Annotated in this window: 18 protein-coding genes; 3 read left to right on the top strand and 15 right to left on the bottom strand. The window is 71.1% G+C overall.

Features of this window, described 5'->3' with window-relative positions; genetic code table 11:
* Nucleotides 1-27: 27 nt before the first annotated feature.
* The 3 genes from AB0M59_RS27280 (at nt 28) to AB0M59_RS27290 (ending at nt 1815) form a co-directional block, all read left to right on the top strand.
* Entirely contained in the window at nt 28-636 is a 609-nt protein-coding gene (locus AB0M59_RS27280; RefSeq protein ID WP_364620213.1) for a TetR/AcrR family transcriptional regulator, read from the top strand.
* Between the two features lie 89 nt (nt 637-725).
* On the top strand, nt 726-1118 hold the full coding sequence (locus tag AB0M59_RS27285; RefSeq protein WP_364620215.1) for an ester cyclase: 393 nt from the start codon (nt 726-728) through the stop codon (nt 1116-1118).
* A 10-nt stretch (nt 1119-1128) separates the two neighbouring features.
* Nucleotides 1129-1815, top strand: a complete 687-nt coding sequence (locus tag AB0M59_RS27290; protein WP_364620218.1) for an SDR family NAD(P)-dependent oxidoreductase — start codon at nt 1129-1131, stop codon at nt 1813-1815.
* A gap of 134 nt (nt 1816-1949) precedes the next feature.
* Here the strand turns inward: AB0M59_RS27290 and AB0M59_RS27295 are convergent, their stop codons facing one another.
* From AB0M59_RS27295 to AB0M59_RS27365, 15 genes are all read right to left on the bottom strand, one after another.
* Entirely contained in the window at nt 1950-2429 is a 480-nt protein-coding gene (locus AB0M59_RS27295; RefSeq protein WP_364620221.1) for a MarR family transcriptional regulator, read from the bottom strand.
* A complete protein-coding gene (locus AB0M59_RS27300) occupies nt 2426-3964 on the bottom strand; it encodes an MDR family MFS transporter (RefSeq protein ID WP_364620224.1) in 1539 nt (512 codons plus the stop codon). The genes AB0M59_RS27295 and AB0M59_RS27300 overlap by 4 nt, the downstream gene beginning before the upstream one ends.
* Before the next feature lie 80 nt (nt 3965-4044).
* Nucleotides 4045-5460 (bottom strand): NAD(P)/FAD-dependent oxidoreductase, encoded by a 1416-nt coding sequence (locus tag AB0M59_RS27305; protein ID WP_364620227.1) that lies wholly within the window; start codon nt 5458-5460, stop codon nt 4045-4047.
* A 1-nt stretch (nt 5461) separates the two neighbouring features.
* Nucleotides 5462-6022, bottom strand: a complete 561-nt coding sequence (locus AB0M59_RS27310; protein WP_364620229.1) for a hypothetical protein — start codon at nt 6020-6022, stop codon at nt 5462-5464.
* Nucleotides 6023-6140: 118 nt separating this feature from the next.
* Complete coding sequence (locus AB0M59_RS27315) at nt 6141-8447, bottom strand: hydantoinase B/oxoprolinase family protein (RefSeq protein ID WP_364620232.1); 2307 nt, start codon at nt 8445-8447, stop codon at nt 6141-6143.
* Between the two features lie 11 nt (nt 8448-8458).
* Nucleotides 8459-10561, bottom strand: a complete 2103-nt coding sequence (locus AB0M59_RS27320) for a hydantoinase/oxoprolinase family protein (RefSeq protein WP_364620235.1) — start codon at nt 10559-10561, stop codon at nt 8459-8461.
* A 20-nt stretch (nt 10562-10581) separates the two neighbouring features.
* Nucleotides 10582-12183 carry an FAD-dependent monooxygenase gene (locus AB0M59_RS27325; RefSeq protein ID WP_364620238.1) on the bottom strand — a complete coding sequence of 534 codons (1602 nt, stop codon included), beginning with the start codon at nt 12181-12183 and terminating at the stop codon, nt 10582-10584.
* A complete protein-coding gene (locus AB0M59_RS27330; protein ID WP_364620241.1) occupies nt 12180-12923 on the bottom strand; it encodes an alpha/beta hydrolase in 744 nt (247 codons plus the stop codon). The genes AB0M59_RS27325 and AB0M59_RS27330 overlap by 4 nt, the downstream gene beginning before the upstream one ends.
* 38 nt (nt 12924-12961) lie before the next feature.
* Complete coding sequence (locus AB0M59_RS27335; protein WP_364620243.1) at nt 12962-13588, bottom strand: cysteine hydrolase; 627 nt, start codon at nt 13586-13588, stop codon at nt 12962-12964.
* Nucleotides 13585-14901, bottom strand: a complete 1317-nt coding sequence (locus AB0M59_RS27340) for an MFS transporter (protein ID WP_364620246.1) — start codon at nt 14899-14901, stop codon at nt 13585-13587. Before AB0M59_RS27340 ends, AB0M59_RS27335 begins: the two co-directional genes overlap by 4 nt.
* 262 nt (nt 14902-15163) lie before the next feature.
* On the bottom strand, nt 15164-15757 hold the full coding sequence (locus tag AB0M59_RS27345) for a TetR/AcrR family transcriptional regulator (protein ID WP_364620248.1): 594 nt from the start codon (nt 15755-15757) through the stop codon (nt 15164-15166).
* A 62-nt stretch (nt 15758-15819) separates the two neighbouring features.
* A complete protein-coding gene (locus AB0M59_RS27350) occupies nt 15820-16563 on the bottom strand; it encodes a 3-hydroxybutyrate dehydrogenase (RefSeq protein ID WP_364620251.1) in 744 nt (247 codons plus the stop codon).
* Complete coding sequence (locus AB0M59_RS27355; RefSeq protein ID WP_364620254.1) at nt 16560-17426, bottom strand: VOC family protein; 867 nt, start codon at nt 17424-17426, stop codon at nt 16560-16562. The genes AB0M59_RS27350 and AB0M59_RS27355 overlap by 4 nt, the downstream gene beginning before the upstream one ends.
* Before the next feature lie 6 nt (nt 17427-17432).
* The gene (locus AB0M59_RS27360) at nt 17433-18248 is read right to left on the bottom strand and encodes an alpha/beta fold hydrolase (protein ID WP_364620257.1); all 816 of its coding nucleotides are present in this window, start codon (nt 18246-18248) and stop codon (nt 17433-17435) included.
* 93 nt (nt 18249-18341) lie between these two features.
* Nucleotides 18342-18541: hypothetical protein (locus AB0M59_RS27365; protein ID WP_364620259.1), on the bottom strand; the 200-nt coding region annotated here is incomplete at its 5' end.

Consider the following 18541-nt stretch of genomic DNA (forward strand, 5'->3'; position numbering starts at 1 on the left):
CGCTGCGGAAAGCGGTAGACTGCGGCCGTGGAGACCGACAAGCGCCGCCCGAGCGGCCGGCCCCGAGGATTCGACCCCGACGCAGCCCTCGAGCGCGCCCTGCTGGTGTTTTGGGAACACGGCTACGAAGGCGCCAGCCTGGCCACGCTGACCGAGGCGATGGGCATCTCCACGACCAGCATGTACGCGACCTTCGGCAACAAGGAAGAGCTGTTCCGCAAGGCCCTGGAGCGCTACACCGAAGGCCCGAGCGCCTACGTCGCGCGCGCCCTGGAAAAGCCCACCGCGCTCGACGTCGCCACCGCGCTCCTCGCCGGCACGATCCAGACGACCACCCGGCCCACCGGCCCGCACGGGTGCCTGGGCGTCCAGGGCGCCCTGGCCACCGGCGACGCCGGCCGCGGCGCCCGCGACCTGCTCGTCGACTGGCGCGACGACGGCTACAGCACCCTCCGGGACCGGTTCGAGCGAGCCGTCGACGACGGCGACCTGCCTCCGGAGGCCGACCCGGCGCTGCTGGCCCGCTACGTCACCGCGCTGGGGTACGGCATCGCGGTGCAGGCCGCCGGCGGGGTCGGCCGCGACGACCTCCAGGAGATGGCCGACGCCGCGTTGCGCAGCTGGCCACTCCTCTAGCCCGGGACTTCTGCATCGATCGATGCGGAACCTGCTACAGTCGAATTGTGCATCGATCGATGCGAAAGTCGGCGAGAGCGGGGCACCCGATGTCCGTCAGCGATTTGCGCGAGTTCTACCTGCGCTACCTGCAGGAGCTCAACGCCCACCGGTTCGCTCGGATGGCCGAGTTCATCGACGACCGGACCACCCTGAACGGCGAGCCGGCCACCCGGGACGACCTCATCGCCGTCCAGCAGGCCGACGTGGCCGCGGTTCCCGACCTCCACTGGGAGCTGAAGGAACTCCTCTTCGACGGCGACCGCCTGGCCGCGCGCCTGGTCAACACGGGCACTCCGGCGAAGGAGTGGCTCGGCGTGGCACCGACCGGCGCCTCGTTCGAGATCGTCGAGTACGCCATCTACCAGGTCCACAACGGACGGTTCGTCCACATGACCGCCCTGCACGACGCCGGCGAACTCCGCCGGCAGCTGACCGACTGAAAGAGAGACCATGACCGTCACCCTGATCACCGGAGCCAACAAGGGCATCGGGTTTGCGGCAGCGAAACAACTTCTGCGGCGCGGGCACACCGTCTACCTCGGCGCCCGCGACGTCGAGCGCGGCGAGAAAGCCGCGGCGGAGCTCGGCGCACGGTTCGTTCAGCTCGACGTGACCGACGACGCCTCGGTCGGCAGCGCGCTGGCCACAATCGACGCGGCCGAGGGCCGGCTCGACGTCCTGGTCAACAACGCGGGCGTCCTCGGCAGCGAAGCCCTCGACGGCCCCACCGCGCTGCGGGTCTTCGACACCAACGCCGTGGGGATCGTCCGCGTCACCGAAGCGGCGCTTCCCTTGCTGCGCAAGTCCTCGAACCCCACGGTGGTCACGGTGTCGAGCAGCGCCGGCTCGTTCTGGGCGGTGACCAACCCCGACCGGCCGGAGTTCGGGCTGCCGCTCGCGCTCTACTCCGCGTCCAAGGCCGCGGCCACCATGCTGACGGTCCAGTACGCCAAAGCCCAGCCGGGCATCAAGTTCAACGCGGTCGAGCCCGGCACCACGGCCACCGACATGACCGCGGCCTTCGGTATCGGCCGCTCACCGGAAGAGAGCGCCGAAACAGTCGTGCGCCTGGCCACGCTCGACGTCGACGGCCCGACCGGAACCTTCAGCGACGAAATCGGGGAGCTGCCCTGGTAGGCCCGAGCGCGGCGGCCACCGACCGGGACGCCCACGAAAGTTCATCCGCGGCTACTCCGAAGAATCGACGAGGAGGGCCGGCTGGTCGGCGTCGACGCGCCGGTTCGTCTCGATCGGGCCATGGCGGTCTCCCCTCATCCGGGGGCGTCCTCGATTCCGCCGCACCGCCGGGAAGGTCTCGCGGCGCTGCCGTTGAACCTCGCCAGCAGCTCCGCGAAGGTGCGGACATCGCGGTCCGGCCAGGACTCGAGCAGCTCGCCCAGCCGTCCGCTGCGGGCGACCCGGACCTCGTCGACCCGGCGGCGGCCCGCGCCGGTCAGCGTGACCAGGTACGCCCGGCCGTCGTCCACCGCCCGGAGCCGTTCGATCAGGCCCAGCGCTTCCAGGTGCTGGAGTTGCCGCGAGATGGTCGGCGAGGTGACGCCGACGTGACAGGCGAGCTCGGTCGGCCGGCGCGGACCGCGATCGGCCAGCTGAGCCAGTAGCCGGTACGCGGCGACCTTGAGGTCGGGGTGAACGTCGCGGCCGAGCTGTCCCGACGCGGCGCGGTCCTGCCGGACGAAGACGGCGAACTCGCGTTCGAGGTCCGTGATCGTTTCCTCGTCGAGCGTCATCGCGGCCCTTCCCCGGGAACGGCGTTGGAGGTGCGCAGCGGCACTTCGCGGATGAACAGGACGCAGACCAGCGCGACCAGCGCCAAGGGCAGCGCGTACTGGAAGATGCTGCCGGTGGCCTGCCCGTACGCGTCCTCGACCACGGCGCGGACCGGGGCGGGCAGCTCGGCCGGCCGGGACAGCGATGCCCCGGGCGTGACGCCCAGCTTCGCCAGTCCGTCGGCGACGAGGTCGCCGACCCGGCCGGCCAGGACCGCCCCGAGGGCCGAGACGCCGATCGTGCCGCCGAGGGTGCGGAAGAACGAGACCGAGGAGGTGGCCGCGCCGAGTTCGCGGGGGCTCACCTGGTTCTGGACGGCGAGGACGAGGTTCTGCAGGGTGACACCGAGCCCCAGGCCGAGCAGCGTCATCGCGAGGGCCAGCTGCCAGTACGGGGTGTCGCGGCCGGTGAGGCCGAGCAGCGCGAGCCCGGCGGCGATCAGCACGGTGCCGGCGACCAGGAGCGGCTTCCACCGGCCGGTGGCGGAGATGATCCGGCCGGCGATGGTGGACGCGAGTGCCAGGCTGAGGATCTGCGGCAGGGCGAGGATGCCCGCCACCGTGGGCGACTTTCCTTCGGCCAGCTGGAAGTACTGGCTCAGGTAGGTCGTCGCGGCGTAGAGGGCAACCCCGATCGCGAGGCCCGCCGTGATCGCCAGCACGACCGTGCGGGTGCGGAACAGCCACAGCGGCAGCACCGGGGCTTCGGCTCGCCGTTCGACGGCGACGAACGCGACGGCCAGCAGCAGGGTGCCGCCGAGCATGACCGCGGACGGCCAGGAAAGCCAGGCGTACCGGTCGCCGGCGAGCGTCACCCAGATCAGCAGGAGCGACGCGGCGGCCGTCAGCAGCGCGGCCCCGGCCCAGTCGATCTTCACGGAACCCTTGGTGGCCGGCAGGTTCAGCGTCTTCTGCAACACGATCAGGGCGACGACCGCGAACGGCGCGCCGACGAAGAAGCACCAGCGCCAGCCCAGCCAGTCGGTGTCGACGATGAGGCCGCCGATCAGCGGACCGGCGCTGGTGCCGACCGCGAACACCGCGCCGAAGTAGCCGGAGTAGCGCCCCAGCTCCCGCGGCGGGATCATCGTCGCGATGATCACCTGGATCAGCGCGAGCAGACCGCCTGCGCCGATGCCCTGGACCACGCGCGCCGCGATGAGCAGGCCCGGCCCGGAGGACAGGCCCGACAGCACCGAGCCCGCGGTGAAGATGACCAAGCTGGCTTGGATGAGCAGTTTTTTGCTGACGAGGTCGGCCAGCTTGCCCCAGACCGGGCTGGACACCGTCGTGGAGAGCAGCGTCGCGGTGATCACCCAGGTGTAGACGCTCTGGCCCGCGTGCAGGTCCGCGACGATCGTCGGCAGCGCGTTCGTCACGACCGTGGACGACAGGATCGCCACGAAGATGCCGACGTAGAGCCCGGACAGGGCTTGCAGGATCTGCTTGTGGGTCATCGGCGCGGCCGCGGCGCGGGTGGTGGTTTCGGCAGTCATCGAGGAACCCCTTTCGGGGAAGGAGGCGTGCCGGTGTCCCGTCCCCCGGATCGCGGTGGGACGGGACACCGGCGGGCTGATCAACGGCCGTAGGCTTCGAGCAGCCGAAGCCACACCTCGCTGACGGTGGGAAAGGCCGGGACCGCGTGCCAGAGCCGGTCCAGCGGGACCTCGCCGGCCACCGCGATCGTCGCCGCGTGCAACATCTCCGCGACGTCCGGGCCGACCAGGGTGAACCCGACGATCACCTTGCGGTCCTCGTCGACGACCATCCGGGCGTGGCCCTGGTAGCCCTCGGCGTGCACGGCGGAGCCGGCGGTGGCGGCCAGGTCGTAGTCGACGACCCGGATCCGCAACCCGGCAGCCTCGGCGTTGGCCGCCGTCAGGCCCACCGACGCGATCTCCGGCTCGGTGAAAACCACCTGCGGCACCGCGCGCTCGTCGGCAGTCGCCGCGTGCCGGCCCCACTCACCGTCGTCGACCGGTTCGTCCTTCGCGCGCGCCACGATGACGTCGCCCACCGCGCGGGCCTGGTACTTGCCCTGGTGCGTCAGCAGAACCCGCCGGTTCACGTCACCGGCGGCGTACAACCAGCCGTCCCCTCCGACGACCCGCATCGTGCCGTCGACCGTGAGCCAGGAACCCGGCTTCAGGCCGACGTTGTCCAGCCCGATGTCCTGGGTGTTCGGCGTGCGGCCGATCGCGACGAGCAATTCGTCGGCCTCGAGCTGCTCGCCGTCGGTGAGCGTGATCGACACCGTGCCGTCGTCGTTGCGCTTCACAGAACCGGCCTCGGCGCCGACACGCACCGAAACGCCCTTGTCCCGCAAGGCCTGCGCGACGCTTTCGCCGACGAACGGCTCGTTGAGGTGCAGCACGCCGTCGCGGGCCAGCATCGTCACCGACGACCCCAGCTCACTGAACGCCGTCGCCATCTCCGAGGCCACCACCCCGCCGCCGATGACGGCGAGCCGGCCCGGAACCTCCTTGGCCGCCACCGTTTCCCGGCTGGTCCACGGTTTCGCGTCGCGGAGACCCTCGATGTCCGGGACGAGCGCGCTGCTGCCGGTAGCGACGATCACCGCGTGGCGTGCGGTCAGCGTCGTGGTGGTGCCGTCGGCGCCGGTCACCTCCACGACCCGCGCCGCGGTGATCCGGCCGTGACCGCGGAACAGCGGGATGCCCGCCGACTCGAGCCACGACACCTGACCCTCGTCGTTCCAGTTCGAGGCGAAGGAGTCACGACGGCGCAGCACCGCCGCCACGTCGAGCTCACCGGTCACGGCTTCGCGCGCGCCGGGCACCTGGCGGGCGGCGCGGAGGGCCGCTCCGCTGCGCAGCAACGCCTTCGTCGGCATGCACGCCCAGTAGGAACACTCACCGCCGACCAGTCCCCGCTCGACGATCGCGGCGGTCAACCCGCCCTGGACGATCCGGTCGGCGGCGTTTTCCCCGACCGGGCCGGCGCCGATGACGACGACGTCGTACGTGGGCATGTCAGTTCGCCTTCGCGGCGCGGCCGAGCCGGATCGCCGAGACGAGGAAGAAGACGCCGCCGAGGACGGCGTATCCGGCCACTGTGGACAGTGACGGGTTGGCTGCGGAGGCGCCGATGACGAAGTTGGCGCCGGCCAGCACGGAGATGCCGCCGCTGAGGATCATCGGCCACTGGCCACCCATCTTGCGGCGGCTGACGGCGACGATCAGCTGGACCAGCCCGGCGACGATCGCCCAGGCCCCCCACACGCGCAGCACCCCCGGCACGCCGGATGCGGAAGCGATGGCGATCCCGATGGCCGCGAGCAGGCTGATCGCGATGTTGACGTAGAGCCCCCGAGCCGAGCCGGTGGCCCGGGACGACCGAGCGTCCACGACCGCGGCGGCGACGTCGAACAGCGGGTAGAGCACGACCAGCGCGACGCCGATCGGTCCCACCTGCGACTTGGAGGTGACGAACAGCAAGACCGCCCAGACGATGGCGAAGGCGAACCGCACGAAGTACAGCCGGCGCAGAGCCGGGGCGATTCCGCTGGTGGCGGGTGAGTCAACGGTGGTCACGATGATCCTCTCGAGGCGGTGGCGTAGGCGGTCAATGAGACCGAACGTTCTATCTCCTTTCAGCATGGCAATACCCTCGCGCACTGTCAAGACAGAACGTTCTATCCAAACTCTTACGTCAGGCCCAGCTCCGGTACTCGTCGACCGGGAGCGGGTGGTCGACGGGCACGACGCGCGAGTGGACCGCGGTCAGGCAGCCGGGGCAGAACAGCTGGCGGAAGACGATCTCGGCGTCGACGTACTCCAGTGGGTCGTGCCAGATGTGCGGGCCTGCTTCGGTCGGCGCCGCGTCCCGGCGAGCCAGCGCCGCGACGAACGCGCCGCCGGCCAACGGCCCGATCTCGGTTCCACAGTGGACACACGCCACGGTCCCGCTGTCCAGGACGGCGAGGTTGTCGTCGAGCCGGCGCACCTCGCCCAGTTCAGGCGTGCTGATCGGTGTGAGACCGGACAGCCCGGCACCGGATGCCCGGCGGTGACGCAGTTTCGAGCGGACCTCGTCCGTCGCGGCCACGTCCACTTCGCCGCCGCGGACCACGACGCCGTAGACGTCCCTCGCGGCATCGGACGACACTCGTACCTGCTGCACGTCTTCGCGCACGCTCTCGGGCGAGCGAAGCAGCGGATCGCCGTACCCGCCGCCGGCTTGCCAGTGCAGGTAGAGCGCGTCCCCGGGCCCGAGGTCCGACTCCCCTTCACACGGCAGCACCTCGATCTCCCCGCCCAGCTCGCCCAGGTGGCCGGGGATGGTGACCGCCTGGGCGAGCTGGGGTTCGTGGACCCCCCGCACGACCAGGTCGAGCTGGGAGTTGCCCGGATAGCCGCCGGCCAGGCCGACGTTCTGGTTCGCGACCTTGCCGGTACCGGAGACGACCAGCGACATCGTCCCCTCCTGGTCGGGGTGCTGGACATAGCAGACCGAGCCGCTCATCCCGCCCCGCTGCCGGCCGGGGCCGCCGGAGTCGGTCTGCTCACGGCGCCACAGCGCCACGAGCGGGTACAGGTACTCCGTCATTTCGACGTCCGGTGCCCGGGCGGAGGGGATGATGAGGCGGCCACCGGTGTCGACGCCGTCGTGGTACACCTGCGCGCCGTAGCCGCCGGCCATGACGTCGAAGATCGGTGACACGAAGCCCTTGCTGCCCCCACCGCGAGTGTCCACACCGGACACCACGCAGAGGTCGGTGGTGCCGTTGCAGATCGACTGCACGTCGGTGCGGTGGTCGGGCTCGGCGTCCAGCATCTTGGCGAGCACCTCGGCGACCAGGTTGCCGGAGCCCCACGCCGGCCCGAAGGGCCCCTTGCCGACCGCGGCCGGGAAGGACGCGTTGGTGATGGTGTCCTCGTCGGTGATGATCTCGAAGCAGCGCATCAGCCCGCCCGCGGCCCACGGGATGTCGCCGGCCAGCAGGGGCAGCATCGTGAAGACGATCCCCGCGCGCAGCCCTGGGTAGGGGCAGTTGATGATCCCGGTCTGCCCGGCGGTGCCGCGGAAGTCGAAGACGAGCCGGTCGGCTTCCTTCGTCATCGCGACCTTGATGGCGTGCAGGCCGCGATCGCCGGTCCGCGACTGCTCTTGGTAGCCGACCGCGGACCACGTCCCGTCGGGCAGCTTCTCGAGCTTGGCCCGCAGCCGGCGCTCGGCGTCGTCCATCATCCGGCGCATCACGGACTTGACCGTGTCGGCGCCGTACTTGGTGATGAGCCGCAGGATCTGCTCGGCCGCGTTCTTGTTGGCGGCGATCTTGGCCCGCAGGTCGAGGCCGACCAGGTGCGGCAGCCGCGACCGGCGGACCCACGCGTCGGCGATGTCGCGCTGCAGCACGCCGCCGCGGACCACCTTCATCGGCGGCGTCGGAACGGCTTCGCCGAAGACGTCCTGCGCGGACGGGCTGAAGGAGCCCGGCCGCGGCCCGCCGAGATCGACCTGGTGGGCGATGGCCGTCGTCCAGCCGAACAGCTCGCCGTCGTGGAAGATCGGCGCCAGGATCGCGGCGTCGTTCTGGTGCAGCCCGCCCCCGATCCACGGGTCGTTGCACAGGAACATGTCGCCCTCGGCGATACCGGGGTTGTCGCTGCGATGGCGCAACGTCCAGGTGATGGCCAGGTCCATCGAGCCGATGAGGCCGATGTTGTAGGTGCCGACCTGGACCTGCTCGCCGAGCTCGTCGCAGATGGAGAAGTTGAAGTCGTTGGACTCGGTGACGACGTGCGAGCCCGACATCCGCCGCAGCGTCTCCCCCATCTCCTGGGTGATCGCCCACAGCCGATGCCGGACGACCTCGTACGTCAGCGCGTCGACGTGTTCGGCCCAGTCGTCGCCGACCTGGTGCAGCGGCAGGCTCGGCGAGATCTGCCGCAGCAGTTCCTCACGCGGCATGGGCCGGCTGGTGAACTCGTCCGCCCCGGGGATCCTGGAAGTCATGGGAACTGTCCTCACTGGTAGCGCAGCACGAGGTTGCCGAGGTGGTCGACGCGGCCGGTGACCCCGGCGGGGACCACGACCACCGTGGTCGGGACGTCGACGATCGCGGGTCCGACGAGCTCGTGGCCCGCGCGCAGCCGCGCGTAGTCGTAGACGGGGGTCATCACGAAGCCGATCTGCGAGTCGAGGCAGACCGAACGCTCCAAGAGCAGCGCCTCCGCCGGGTCCGGGCCGTCGGCCTCGGGGACCACCGGAAGCCGGACGGGGAATCCGAGACTGGCCTTGGCCTGCACGCGGTAGGTGATCGCCTGGACGCCGGCCTCGCGGTAGCCGGCGCCACTGCCGTTGATGCGCTCGTACTGCTCCTCGAAGCGCTCGAGGATCTCGTCGCCGGTGCGCTCGGTGAACTTCGCGTCCGGGACGGCCGTGGCGAGCTCGGTGACCTGCATCGAGTACCGCAGGTCGATCTCGCGGTGCAACGTCACGTCGTGGAACTTGACCTTCTGCCGGTCCAGGGCGCGCTGCAGGTCGGCCTCCAGCCGGTCGAAGTGGGACTCGATCACCGCGGGGTCGACCGGGAACGACGACGGGTCGGACAGCTCCGCGCTCAACGCGACGTCCGAGGCCGCGAGCCCGTAGGCCGAGAAGGCGGACGCGACGGGTCCGAGCGGCACGACGACCGCGCCGACGCCCAGGTCCTGGCAGTAGCCGGCGCAGTGCGCGGGTCCCGCTCCCCCGAAGGCGTAGGCGACGAAGTCGCGGGGGTCGTAGCCGGCCTGCACGACGGCCCGGCGCAGGAGGTCGCCCGCCTGCGCGTTCTGCACCTCGTGGATGGCGATGGCGGCTTCCTCGACGGTGAGGCCGAGCGGCTCGGCCACGTGCTCGCGGATCGCGTCCCGCGCCAGGTCCAGCCGCAGGGGCTTGCGGCCGCCGAGCAACCCGCGCTCGCTGAGGATGCCGAGCACGAGGTTGGCGTCGGTGTTCGTGGGCCGGGTGCCGCCGTTGCCGTAGCAAGCCGGGCCGGGGACGGCTTCGGCGCTCTGCGGGCCGAGCCGCAGGTTTCCGCCTCCGTCCACCGATGCGAGCGCCCCGCCACCCGAACCGATGGTGTGCACGCGGATCGTCGCCGCGTTGATCGGGAACTGGTTCACGATCGAGCCCGGCGCCATGACCGGCTCGCCGTCGACGATCAGTCCCGCGAGGAACGTCGTGCCGCCGACGTCGGTGGTGATGACGTTGCGGTGCCCCAGCTGCTCGGCCAGGCGCATCCCGCCGATGACGCCGCCGGACAGCACGGACCCCACCGTGGTGATGGCGTGCTCCGGCGCGCGGTCGGCGGTGATGGTGCCGCCTTCGCTCTGCATGACCAGCAGGGGCCCCTTGAGGCCGCCCTCCTCCAGGTGCTTCTGCAGCGGCAGCAGGTAGGTGCGCAACCGCGGGCCCACCTGGGCGTTCATGATCGTCGTGGAGGTCCGCGCGAACTCCCGGATGCGCGGGCTGACCTCCGAGGAGAGCGTGACGTACATGTCCGGGGCGATCTCGTGGATCAGCTCGCGGACGCGCTGCTCGTGGACGCCGTTCTTGAACGACCACAGCAGGCAGACCGCGATGGCCTCGACGCCTTCGTCCACAAGGGACTGTGCGACGCGGCGCACCTCTTCTTCGTCCAACGGCACCAGGATCTTCCCGGCGTGGTCGATCCGCTCGGTGACCTCCAGCGCCCGGTACTTCGGGATGAGCGGCGCGGGCTTGCGCTGCCGGAGCGTGTCCTGGATTTCGTGCGCCGATCGGCCGAGGGTGCGGCCTTCGGCGTTCATGATGTAAATCGAGTCCCGGTGGCCCTTGGTGGCGATCAGGCCGACGTCGGCCACCTGGCCCTGGACCAGGGCGTTGATCGAGGCGGTCGTGCCGTGGGCGATGTAGTCGGTCTGCGACAGCAGTTCGCCGACGCTGATGCCGAGCTCACCGGCGAGGTCCTCGATCGCGCGCATGACCCCGGCCTCGCGGTTGGGCGGGGTCGTCGGCGTCTTGGCCGACACGATCCGGCCGGCGCCGTCGGAGGCGACCGCGTCGGTGAAGGTGCCGCCGACGTCGATGCCCAGTGCGTATGGCATGGCGTTTCTCCTGGTGATCCTCATGCCTGGTGGGCGGCGACGCGCCCGGTGACGGTGTGCAGGAGCTCGTCCGGCCGGGCGTCCGCTCCGCCCATCCAGGCGACGTGCTGGTCCGGGCGCACGAGCAGCAGCTCGGCGGGGTAGCGGCCGGGCCACCGCCCGGGAAGGTCGACGACGGTGAGCGGAATCCCGAGTTCCCGGGCCGCCAGGGTCCAGGACGTCGTCCCGGTCCCCGGGTCCGTGCGCAGCAGGGTGAAGCCGGGGCCGAGGAGGTCGAACACCGACCGGCCGTCGTCGAGCCAGGCGTGCGGCAGCCGGAACCCGGGGTGCGCGCGTTCCCGGTACTCGCCCATGGTGATCTCGGCCTGGTCTTCCCCACCGACCACCAGGGGCGAATCCGCGTAGTGGTAGCCGAAGCTGAAGCCGTCGGGCGAGTACCGCCGCGGTTCGGTGTCCGCGAGCCGCTCGGCGAACTCCGCACGAGCGCGCTCGCCCTCGGGGCCAGCAAGGTGGATGTCGGGCGAGACGTCCGCGAACGACGTGCGTGCCTGTGCTCCGACCGCGGTCGCGAACTGTTCGCCCACCGGCTTGCGTTCCCGCTCGTACGCATCCAGCAGCTCCGGCGGGGCCCAGCCGTGGTGGACCGCCGCCAGCATCCACGCCAGTGTCGCCGCGTCCTGGATGCCGGCGTTCATGCCGAAGCCCCCGACGGGGATCCAGATGTGGGCGGCGTCGCCGGCCAGGAACACCCGCCCCGCGCGGTACCGCTGGGCGACGAGCCGGCGGCCGGTCCAGCGCACCACGCCGAGCACCTCGTGCTCGACGGGCTCCCCCACCGCCTCGCGCAGCAGTTGTTCCGGGTCTTCGCCCTCGGTGTCGTGGCCGGGGGCGAACGCGACGTGGTTGAGCCACAACGATTCCCCGTCGATCGCGATCAGCGACGCGATCCGGCGGCCGTAGGTCCAGTACGTCCAGGCCCGGTCCCGCGCGGCCAGCCGGCCCAGTTCGGGCGAGCGGACGAAGGTCGACACGAACTGCTGGATCGCATCGACACCCTCGTAGCGGATGCCCAGCCGGCGGCGGACGGTGCTGTGGGCGCCATCGCAACCGACCACGTACGCGCAGTGCAGGGTGCGCCGCTCCCCGGCGGTCTCCACGACCGCTTCGACGTGGTCGTCGTGCTGCCGGAGCTCGACCAGCCGGGTGCCGCGTTCGAGGGTCAGCCCGGGGAGCTTGCTCGCGTGCTCCTCCAGGATGGGCTCGAGGTACAGCTGCGAGATCCGGTGCTGCGGTTCCGGCGTCGGCCAGCTTTCCTTGCCTTCGCCCGCCAGGACGTCACCCGCGGACGGCAGGTCGATCCGGTAGATCTCCTCGCCACGCAAGGTCGTCCGGTAGCGGATCGACGTCGGATAGTCCTCGGGCAGCCCGGCCCGCCGGATCTCGTCGGCCAGTCCGAGGCGGCGGAAGATCTCCATCGACCGCGCGGACGTGGTGTTGCACCGCGGGTTGACGCCGCGTTCCTCGGTCGCCTCGACGACGTGGCAGGCAACACCGCGTTGGGCCAGGTCGATGGCGAGGGTCAGGCCGGCGGGACCGGCGCCGACGATCAGAATTTCGTTCATGCGCTCAGGAACTCCCCTACCAGCTTGGCGAACTCGTCCGGCCGGTCGACGTGGATCCAGTGCCCGGCCCCCGCCACCACGTGCAGGCGGCCGTGGGGCAGCGCGGCGGCGAGGCGCTCCGAAACCTCGACCGGCGAGACCCGGTCGCGCTCTCCGTGCAAGGCGAGGACCGGCGTGGTGATCTTGGCCGGGTCGACGGGTGGCGGGCCGCCGGCGGTGGCGGCGAACATCGCGCGGAACGCTCCCTCCGCGGCGGGGCGAAGAGCTTGCCTCAGCCGGAGTTCGGTGAGTTCGTCCAAGAGTTCTTCGTGGACGCTCTCGTCGGCGACCAGCCGGCCGAGCGTGGCGCGCATGGACTCCCTGGTCGGGTTGTCGTAGAAGGGGACCACCGGGGGCAGCGGCCCGGTCCCGGCTCCGCCCATGACCACCGCACGCTCGACGCGGTGCGGCGCCACCGCCAGGAGGGCCAGCGCCGCGGCGCCGCCCGCGGCCGAGTTGCCGACGAGGTGGACGCGGTCCAGGCCGTGGCGGTCGAGCAGGTCCAGCACCTGCCGGGCCCGGGCGATCGCCCAGGCGTGCGGGCCCCGGAGCCCGGCCGTTCCGGCGATCTGCGTGCCGAACCCGAGCAGATCCGGCGCGAGACAACGGAATTCCGCCGCGAACCGGGACCGCACGCTCGCCCAGTTGCTCGCGGCGTCCACTCCCGGCCCGCCGCCGTGGAGCAACACCAGGGTGGGCACCGTCAGCCTCCTCAGTGGATCGTACGTCGGGGCTTGCGTCACGGCAGCCGCGAAAGGAACTCGTCGGTGCCGATCAGCCGCGACGACGTCAGGGACATCACCCGCAACGCGGCCAGGTGCATTTCGCCGGCGGACATGGGGCCGGCCCCGAGGTCCGGGTAGTCACAGGACGCGCACGCGTCCGAGATCACCACGGAACGGAACCCGCGTTCCAGGGCGCCGCGTGCCGTGCCGAGCACGCAGCACTCGGTCGTCATGCCGGTGAGGACCACCGTCTCCACGCCGAGCCCGCGCAGCATGATCTCCAGGTCGGTCGCGTAGAAGGCGTTGTAGCGGTGTTTCTTGATCACCGGTTCCCCCGGACGGGGCGTGAGCTCGGGATGGATCTCCGCGCCGCGCTCGCCGTCGACCAGGGCCTCCCCGGCGGCCACCGGCGGGTACAGCTCGCGGTGGATCCCCAGGTCGGCCCCGCCGGGACGGTGGACGTGCGCGGCGTAGACGACCGGCATCCCCCGGCCGCGCGCGGCTTCCAGGACCTGCTGGATGGCGGGGATCACGCGGCGCCCTTCCGGGAACTCGAGCGGCGCACCCTCTTCGGCGAAGTCGTTCTGCATGTCGATGACGAGCACCGCGGTGCGGGCCACGTCGATCACCGGGCCGCTCATGCTTCGGCCACCGCGCTTTCGACGGACGGGTTCGAAGTGCTCGGGAGTGCGCGCCCGAACCGGGTGAGGAAGACGACCGCCACGGCGCCGATCACCGCCGGGATCGCGAAGACCCGGAACATCGACCCGGGTGCCCAGCCCGCCTGCAGCAGGAAGCCGGCGATCAGGGGCGCCAGGACGGCCCCCAGCCTGCTCACGGCGACGGCCAGGCCGAGCGCCGTCGCGCGGGCTTCGGCCGGGTAGAGGCTCGGGATGATGACCGTCATCCCGGAGACCGTGCCGTTGAGGAACAACCCGACGAGCACCGCCACGACCAGCGCGGTGGCCAGCGTCCCGAGCGACACGGAGAAGAGGATCAAGGCGAGGGCGCCGATGCCGAAGTAGGCCGCGGTGAGCCGCCGGGTGCCCGCCTTGGCCGCCAGCAGTCCGAACAGGACCGCGCCGGTGACGCCACCGAGGCTGAAGAGGACGCCGCCGCTGATGCCCTGCTGGTTGGACATCCCGGCCTTCAACAGCAGGCTCGGGGTCCACGAGCTGGCGAAGTAGAACAAGAGCTGCGCGGAGATGAACGCGACCCAGACGAGCACGGTCCGGACGGCGTTGCCGCCGCGGAACAGCGCGTCGAGGGCCACTTTGCGTGACGTCGACGCCGTCGGCGCCGCGGGCAGGGCTTCGGCGGGAGCGCGGCCCATCGAGACGAGGATCCGGTTGAGCTTGTCCAGCGCTTGCCGCGGCCGGCGCGCGACGAGGTAGTCCATGGATTCCGGCAGGGAGCGCAGGGCGACCAGGAAGAGGATCGCGGTGGCGGCACAGCCGAAGACGAACACCGACCGCCAGCCGAACGAGCCGATCAGCACGCTTGAAGCGATCCCGGCGATGAACGAGCCCAGGCCGTAGCCGGTGGTGATCAGGGCGACGACCAGGCCCCGGCGCCGGTGGTTCGCGTATTCGGAGGTGAGCACCGGCAGGCTGGCCGCCATCGCGCCCACGGCCGCGCCGGTCACCACCCGGCAGACCAGCAGCTGGGTGAAGTCCTGCGACACGGCGGCGGCGAGCATGCCCAGCGAGGCCAAGGCGAGGCAGCCGAGAGTGAGCCGGCGACGCCCGACGCGGTCGGCGAGCGGGGCGAGGAAGAGCCCGCCGATGGCCATTCCGGCCAGTCCGGCGCTGAGCAGCACGCCCACCCCCGACGGGGACAAGCTCCAGGCGCGGGTGATCGTCGGGCCGACGAAGGACGTGACCAGGAGGTCGAACCCGTCGACCAGGTTGATCACCAGGCACAGCGCGACCGCTCTCACCTGGGCGCGGCTCATCGGTGAGTTCTTCACCTGTTCGAGGACGTTCAAGGGAAACCTCGCTTCGTTGCGGCGGTCGGACCGGGCCCCCCGGTGATGCTCTGTATGTAGCGCTCACTCTACAACTCGGAAGAGGCGTTGGCTACAGCCGACCGCGTGACCGCGGAGGATCCACAGTGGTCAGTGCGGCGAGTTCGCCGCGCCCGCACTCACTTCCGCGCTGGCAGTGGTGACGAGTGAGGCACCCGTCGCGCACAACAGCGCGACCCGGACGAGAGGGTTACTTCGCCGCGGAGTCCCGGCGAAACCGCAGGATTCCTTCGACGCCCTGAAGGAAGGTGTCGCAGACCTCGGCCGGGTCCGCCAGGCAGCCCGAAGCCATCGCGCCGTCCCGCAGCATCACGAAGTGCCGTCCCGCGGGCGCCGGGGGCGTCTCGCCCACCTGCGCGAGCAAGTCCGTGATCGTGTGGAGGAACCACTCGCGATGGGCGAGGACAGCCTGGTGCACGGGGTGCCCGGGGTCCGAGTACTCCGCCACCGCGTTGAGGAAGGCGCAGCCGCGGAAGTGGGGGGACCGGATGCCCTCGGTGATCGACTCGGCGATGGCGCGCAGGATGTCGACCGCCGGCAGACCACTGGAAAGGGCCTTGCCGACCCCTTCGCGCTCCATCTCGTGGACGCCCTGCAGGTACGCGACGACGAGGTCGTCCTTGCTCGGAAAGTGCCGGTACAGCGTGGCCCGGGTGACCTTCGCCTCCGCGACGATCCGATCGATCCCCACGGAGTGCAACCCCTCCGCGTAGAAGATCCGGGTGGCCGTCGCGAGCAGCCTCGACCGCGCTTCGGACACCTGGCCTCGAGAGTTGTGCACCATCAGACCGAGTGTAGCAGATAGAACGGTCGGTATCTCGCGGCTCGCTCTACGCCGGAACCCGCTCAGGCGGCGCTCCAGCCGCCGTCGAGAACCAGTTCGGTACCGGTGACGGACGTGGCCTCGGGCGAGCACAGGTACGTGACCGCCCCGGCGACCTCGTCGGGTTCGATCAGGCGCTTCACCGCCGACCTCGCCAGCAGCACCTCGGACAGCACCTCGTCGGCGCTCAGCCCGTGCGCCGCCGCCTGGTCCGCCAGCTGGTTCTCGACCAGCGGCGTGCGCACGTAGCCGGGGCACACGCAGTTGCTGGTCACCCCCCTGGCCGCACCTTCCAGCGCGATGACCTTCGACAGCCCCAGAAGCCCGTGCTTGGCGCTGACGTAGGCGGACTTGTAGGCGCTGGCCCGCAGGCCGTGGACACTCGAGAGGTGGACGATACGTCCCCAGCCGCGCTCGTACATCCCCGGCAGGACGGCCCGGGTCAGCAGGAACGGCGCCTCCAGCATCAGCCGCAGCATGAACGCGAACCGCTCGGCCTCGAACCGCTCGATCGGCGCGACGTGCTGGATGCCGGCGTTGTTCACCAGGATGTCGGCTTCGAGCGGCAACTCGACCAGGTCGGCGGTCCTGCTCAAGTCGATCACCAGTGCCTCGCCACCGATCCGATCGGCCGTCCGTGCCGCCCCTTCGGCGTCGATGTCGCACACGACGACGTGGGCCCCGAGTCCGGCGAGCCGGGTCGCCACGGCCGCGCCGATCCCGCTCGCCGCGCCGGTGACCACGGCGCGGCGACCCGAAAGACTCACGACTTCGGGGACGCGAAGGGGTTGGCGTCGGCGTGGTGGTGTCCCCACTCGTCCGAGCGACCGAAGTCGTGCGGGACCCAGTCGTCGCCGACCTCGATGCCACCGCAGCCGATCTCCAGGTGGAACCCGCTGGGGTTCCGGACGTAGAAGGAGATCGCCTTGTCGTTCATGTGCCGGCCGAGGCTGATCGAGATCGGCACGTCGTGGGCCGTCGCCCGGTCGTAGGCGCGCCCGACGTCGTCGATCGAGCCGTGCTCCAGCTCGAGGTGGTGGATCGACGGCGTTTCCGCGTTCGCGAGCGCGATGCTGTGGTGCGTCCGGTTGCAGCGGAAGAAGAACAGGCCGGGCGCGCGGTAGTCGGTCAGCTTGAACTCGAGCACCGACTCGTAGAGCTCGCGAAGCTCCTGGAGTCGGGGGCTCGCCAGCACGAGGTGTCCCAGGCCGGTGACGCCGGGCCCCCCGGCCGGCCGGTCGACGCCGAGGCGCACCTTGGCTTCCCCGACCGCCAGCTCGACGCGGTACCCGACCGGGTCGGTGAACCAGCGCAGCCCCGTGGCGCCGCGCAGCTCCCGCTCCTCCGCGGATCCCTCCGCGACGGCGAACCCGGCGTCCGTCAAGCGGCGGGTCAGCCGGTCCAGCTCCGGCACGGAGTCGACGACCCAGCCCAGCTCGCGCGGCCTGTCCTCAGTGGACGGATAGAGCGCGAGGCGGTACTTGAACTCGTCGAGCTCGGCCAGGGCGATCTCGTCCGTGCCGGACTTGGCGTGGGTGACGCCGATGCCCAGCGTGCGCCCGAGCAGGTCGGTCCACGCGTCGACGTCGGTGACGTTCAGCCCGACGTAGCCCAGCTTCCTGATACCCACGGTGTGTCATCCCTCCGCCGCGGCGGCCGCGCCGCCCCGCAGAAACTCGCGAACGATGTGGTTGAACTCGGGCGCCCGCTCGTACTGGACCCAGTGCCGGCAGTGCGGCAGCACGCGCAACTCCGCGTCCGGGATCCCGGCGAGGATCTTCGCCGCCCAGGTCAAGGGCACGGTCTGGTCCTCCCGGCCCCACACGAGCAACGTGGGAGCGGCGATGAGCCCCAGGTCGGGCGTCAGGTCGCCGAAGTTCGGCGGGATGGGCAGCTCGGGGTGGGCCCGGAGGCTCGACTCGTACCGCTCGTCGATGAGCGCCTCGGTCGCCAGGGACTCGTCGAAGACCATCAGGCGCACGAACTCGGCCATGGCCTCGCGCGAAGGCTTTTCCGCGGCCATGTAGGCGAAAAGGCGCTCGAGCCCGACGGGCCAGGGCGGCGCGTCCGCCGGAAGGACACCGCCGGGCGCCATGAGCACGAGCCGGTCGACGCGATCCGGGTGGCGCATCGCGATCCGCATCGCCACCGCGCCCCCGTAGGAGTTGCCGACCAGGTGGGCCCGCTCGATCCCGAGCGCCGTCATCGCGCGGCAGACCCGCTCGGCGGCGTCGAAGATCAACGGCTCGTCCGACGCCGGCCGCGGGGACTCCCCCCAGCCCGGCAGGTCGACCACGATGTTCCGGTGGTCCGCGAAGGCGGGCAGGTTCCCGCCGAAGTTGCTCATTCCCGTGGCGCCGGGCCCCGAGCCGTGCAGCCACACGACCGGGCGGCCCGAACCGGCCTCGGTGTAGGCCAGCCGCGGGTCACCGGCATCCGAAGTGCTCGTCACAGTGCCGCCCTCACTCGTTGTATGTAGCGCTCACTATACAACGGACGGCAGCGTTATCAAGGCCGGCGAGGAACAGAGTGCGGCGGGCTGCGTTCAGCGCTTCCGCTTGGCGCCGTCCCGCTGCGCGGCCAGGCCGCGGACCAGGGCGACGAACGGTGCGACCTGCGAGGTGTAGCTCGTGCCGTCGAAGCTGTCGGCCACCGAAAGGCCGTCGGTCAGGGCGCGTCCGAGGACGGCCAGCTGCTGGACGAGGGCTTCGTTGTTCTTGCCGCCGTTGGGCGCGAAGATCGGGG

The sequence above is a fragment of the Amycolatopsis sp. NPDC051371 genome (genome assembly GCF_040682155.1).
Classification (GTDB): domain Bacteria; phylum Actinomycetota; class Actinomycetes; order Mycobacteriales; family Pseudonocardiaceae; genus Amycolatopsis.

Bases quoted from the DNA above. Each gene is read 5' to 3' on its own strand.
- AB0M59_RS27305 (WP_364620227.1), bottom strand. From the start codon at position 5,460: ATGCCCACGTACGACGTCGTCGTCATCGGCGCCGGCCCGGTCGGGGAA.
- AB0M59_RS27325 (WP_364620238.1), bottom strand. From the start codon at position 12,183: ATGAACGAAATTCTGATCGTCGGCGCCGGTCCCGCCGGCCTGACCCTC.
- AB0M59_RS27290 (WP_364620218.1), top strand. From the start codon at position 1,129: ATGACCGTCACCCTGATCACCGGAGCCAACAAGGGCATCGGGTTTGCG.
- AB0M59_RS27320 (WP_364620235.1), bottom strand. From the start codon at position 10,561: ATGCCATACGCACTGGGCATCGACGTCGGCGGCACCTTCACCGACGCG.
- AB0M59_RS27295 (WP_364620221.1), bottom strand. From the start codon at position 2,429: ATGACGCTCGACGAGGAAACGATCACGGACCTCGAACGCGAGTTCGCC.
- AB0M59_RS27300 (WP_364620224.1), bottom strand. From the start codon at position 3,964: ATGACTGCCGAAACCACCACCCGCGCCGCGGCCGCGCCGATGACCCAC.
- AB0M59_RS27335 (WP_364620243.1), bottom strand. From the start codon at position 13,588: ATGAGCGGCCCGGTGATCGACGTGGCCCGCACCGCGGTGCTCGTCATC.
- AB0M59_RS27285 (WP_364620215.1), top strand. From the start codon at position 726: ATGTCCGTCAGCGATTTGCGCGAGTTCTACCTGCGCTACCTGCAGGAG.
- AB0M59_RS27315 (WP_364620232.1), bottom strand. From the start codon at position 8,447: ATGACTTCCAGGATCCCCGGGGCGGACGAGTTCACCAGCCGGCCCATG.
- AB0M59_RS27345 (WP_364620248.1), bottom strand. From the start codon at position 15,757: ATGGTGCACAACTCTCGAGGCCAGGTGTCCGAAGCGCGGTCGAGGCTG.
- AB0M59_RS27340 (WP_364620246.1), bottom strand. From the start codon at position 14,901: ATGAGCCGCGCCCAGGTGAGAGCGGTCGCGCTGTGCCTGGTGATCAAC.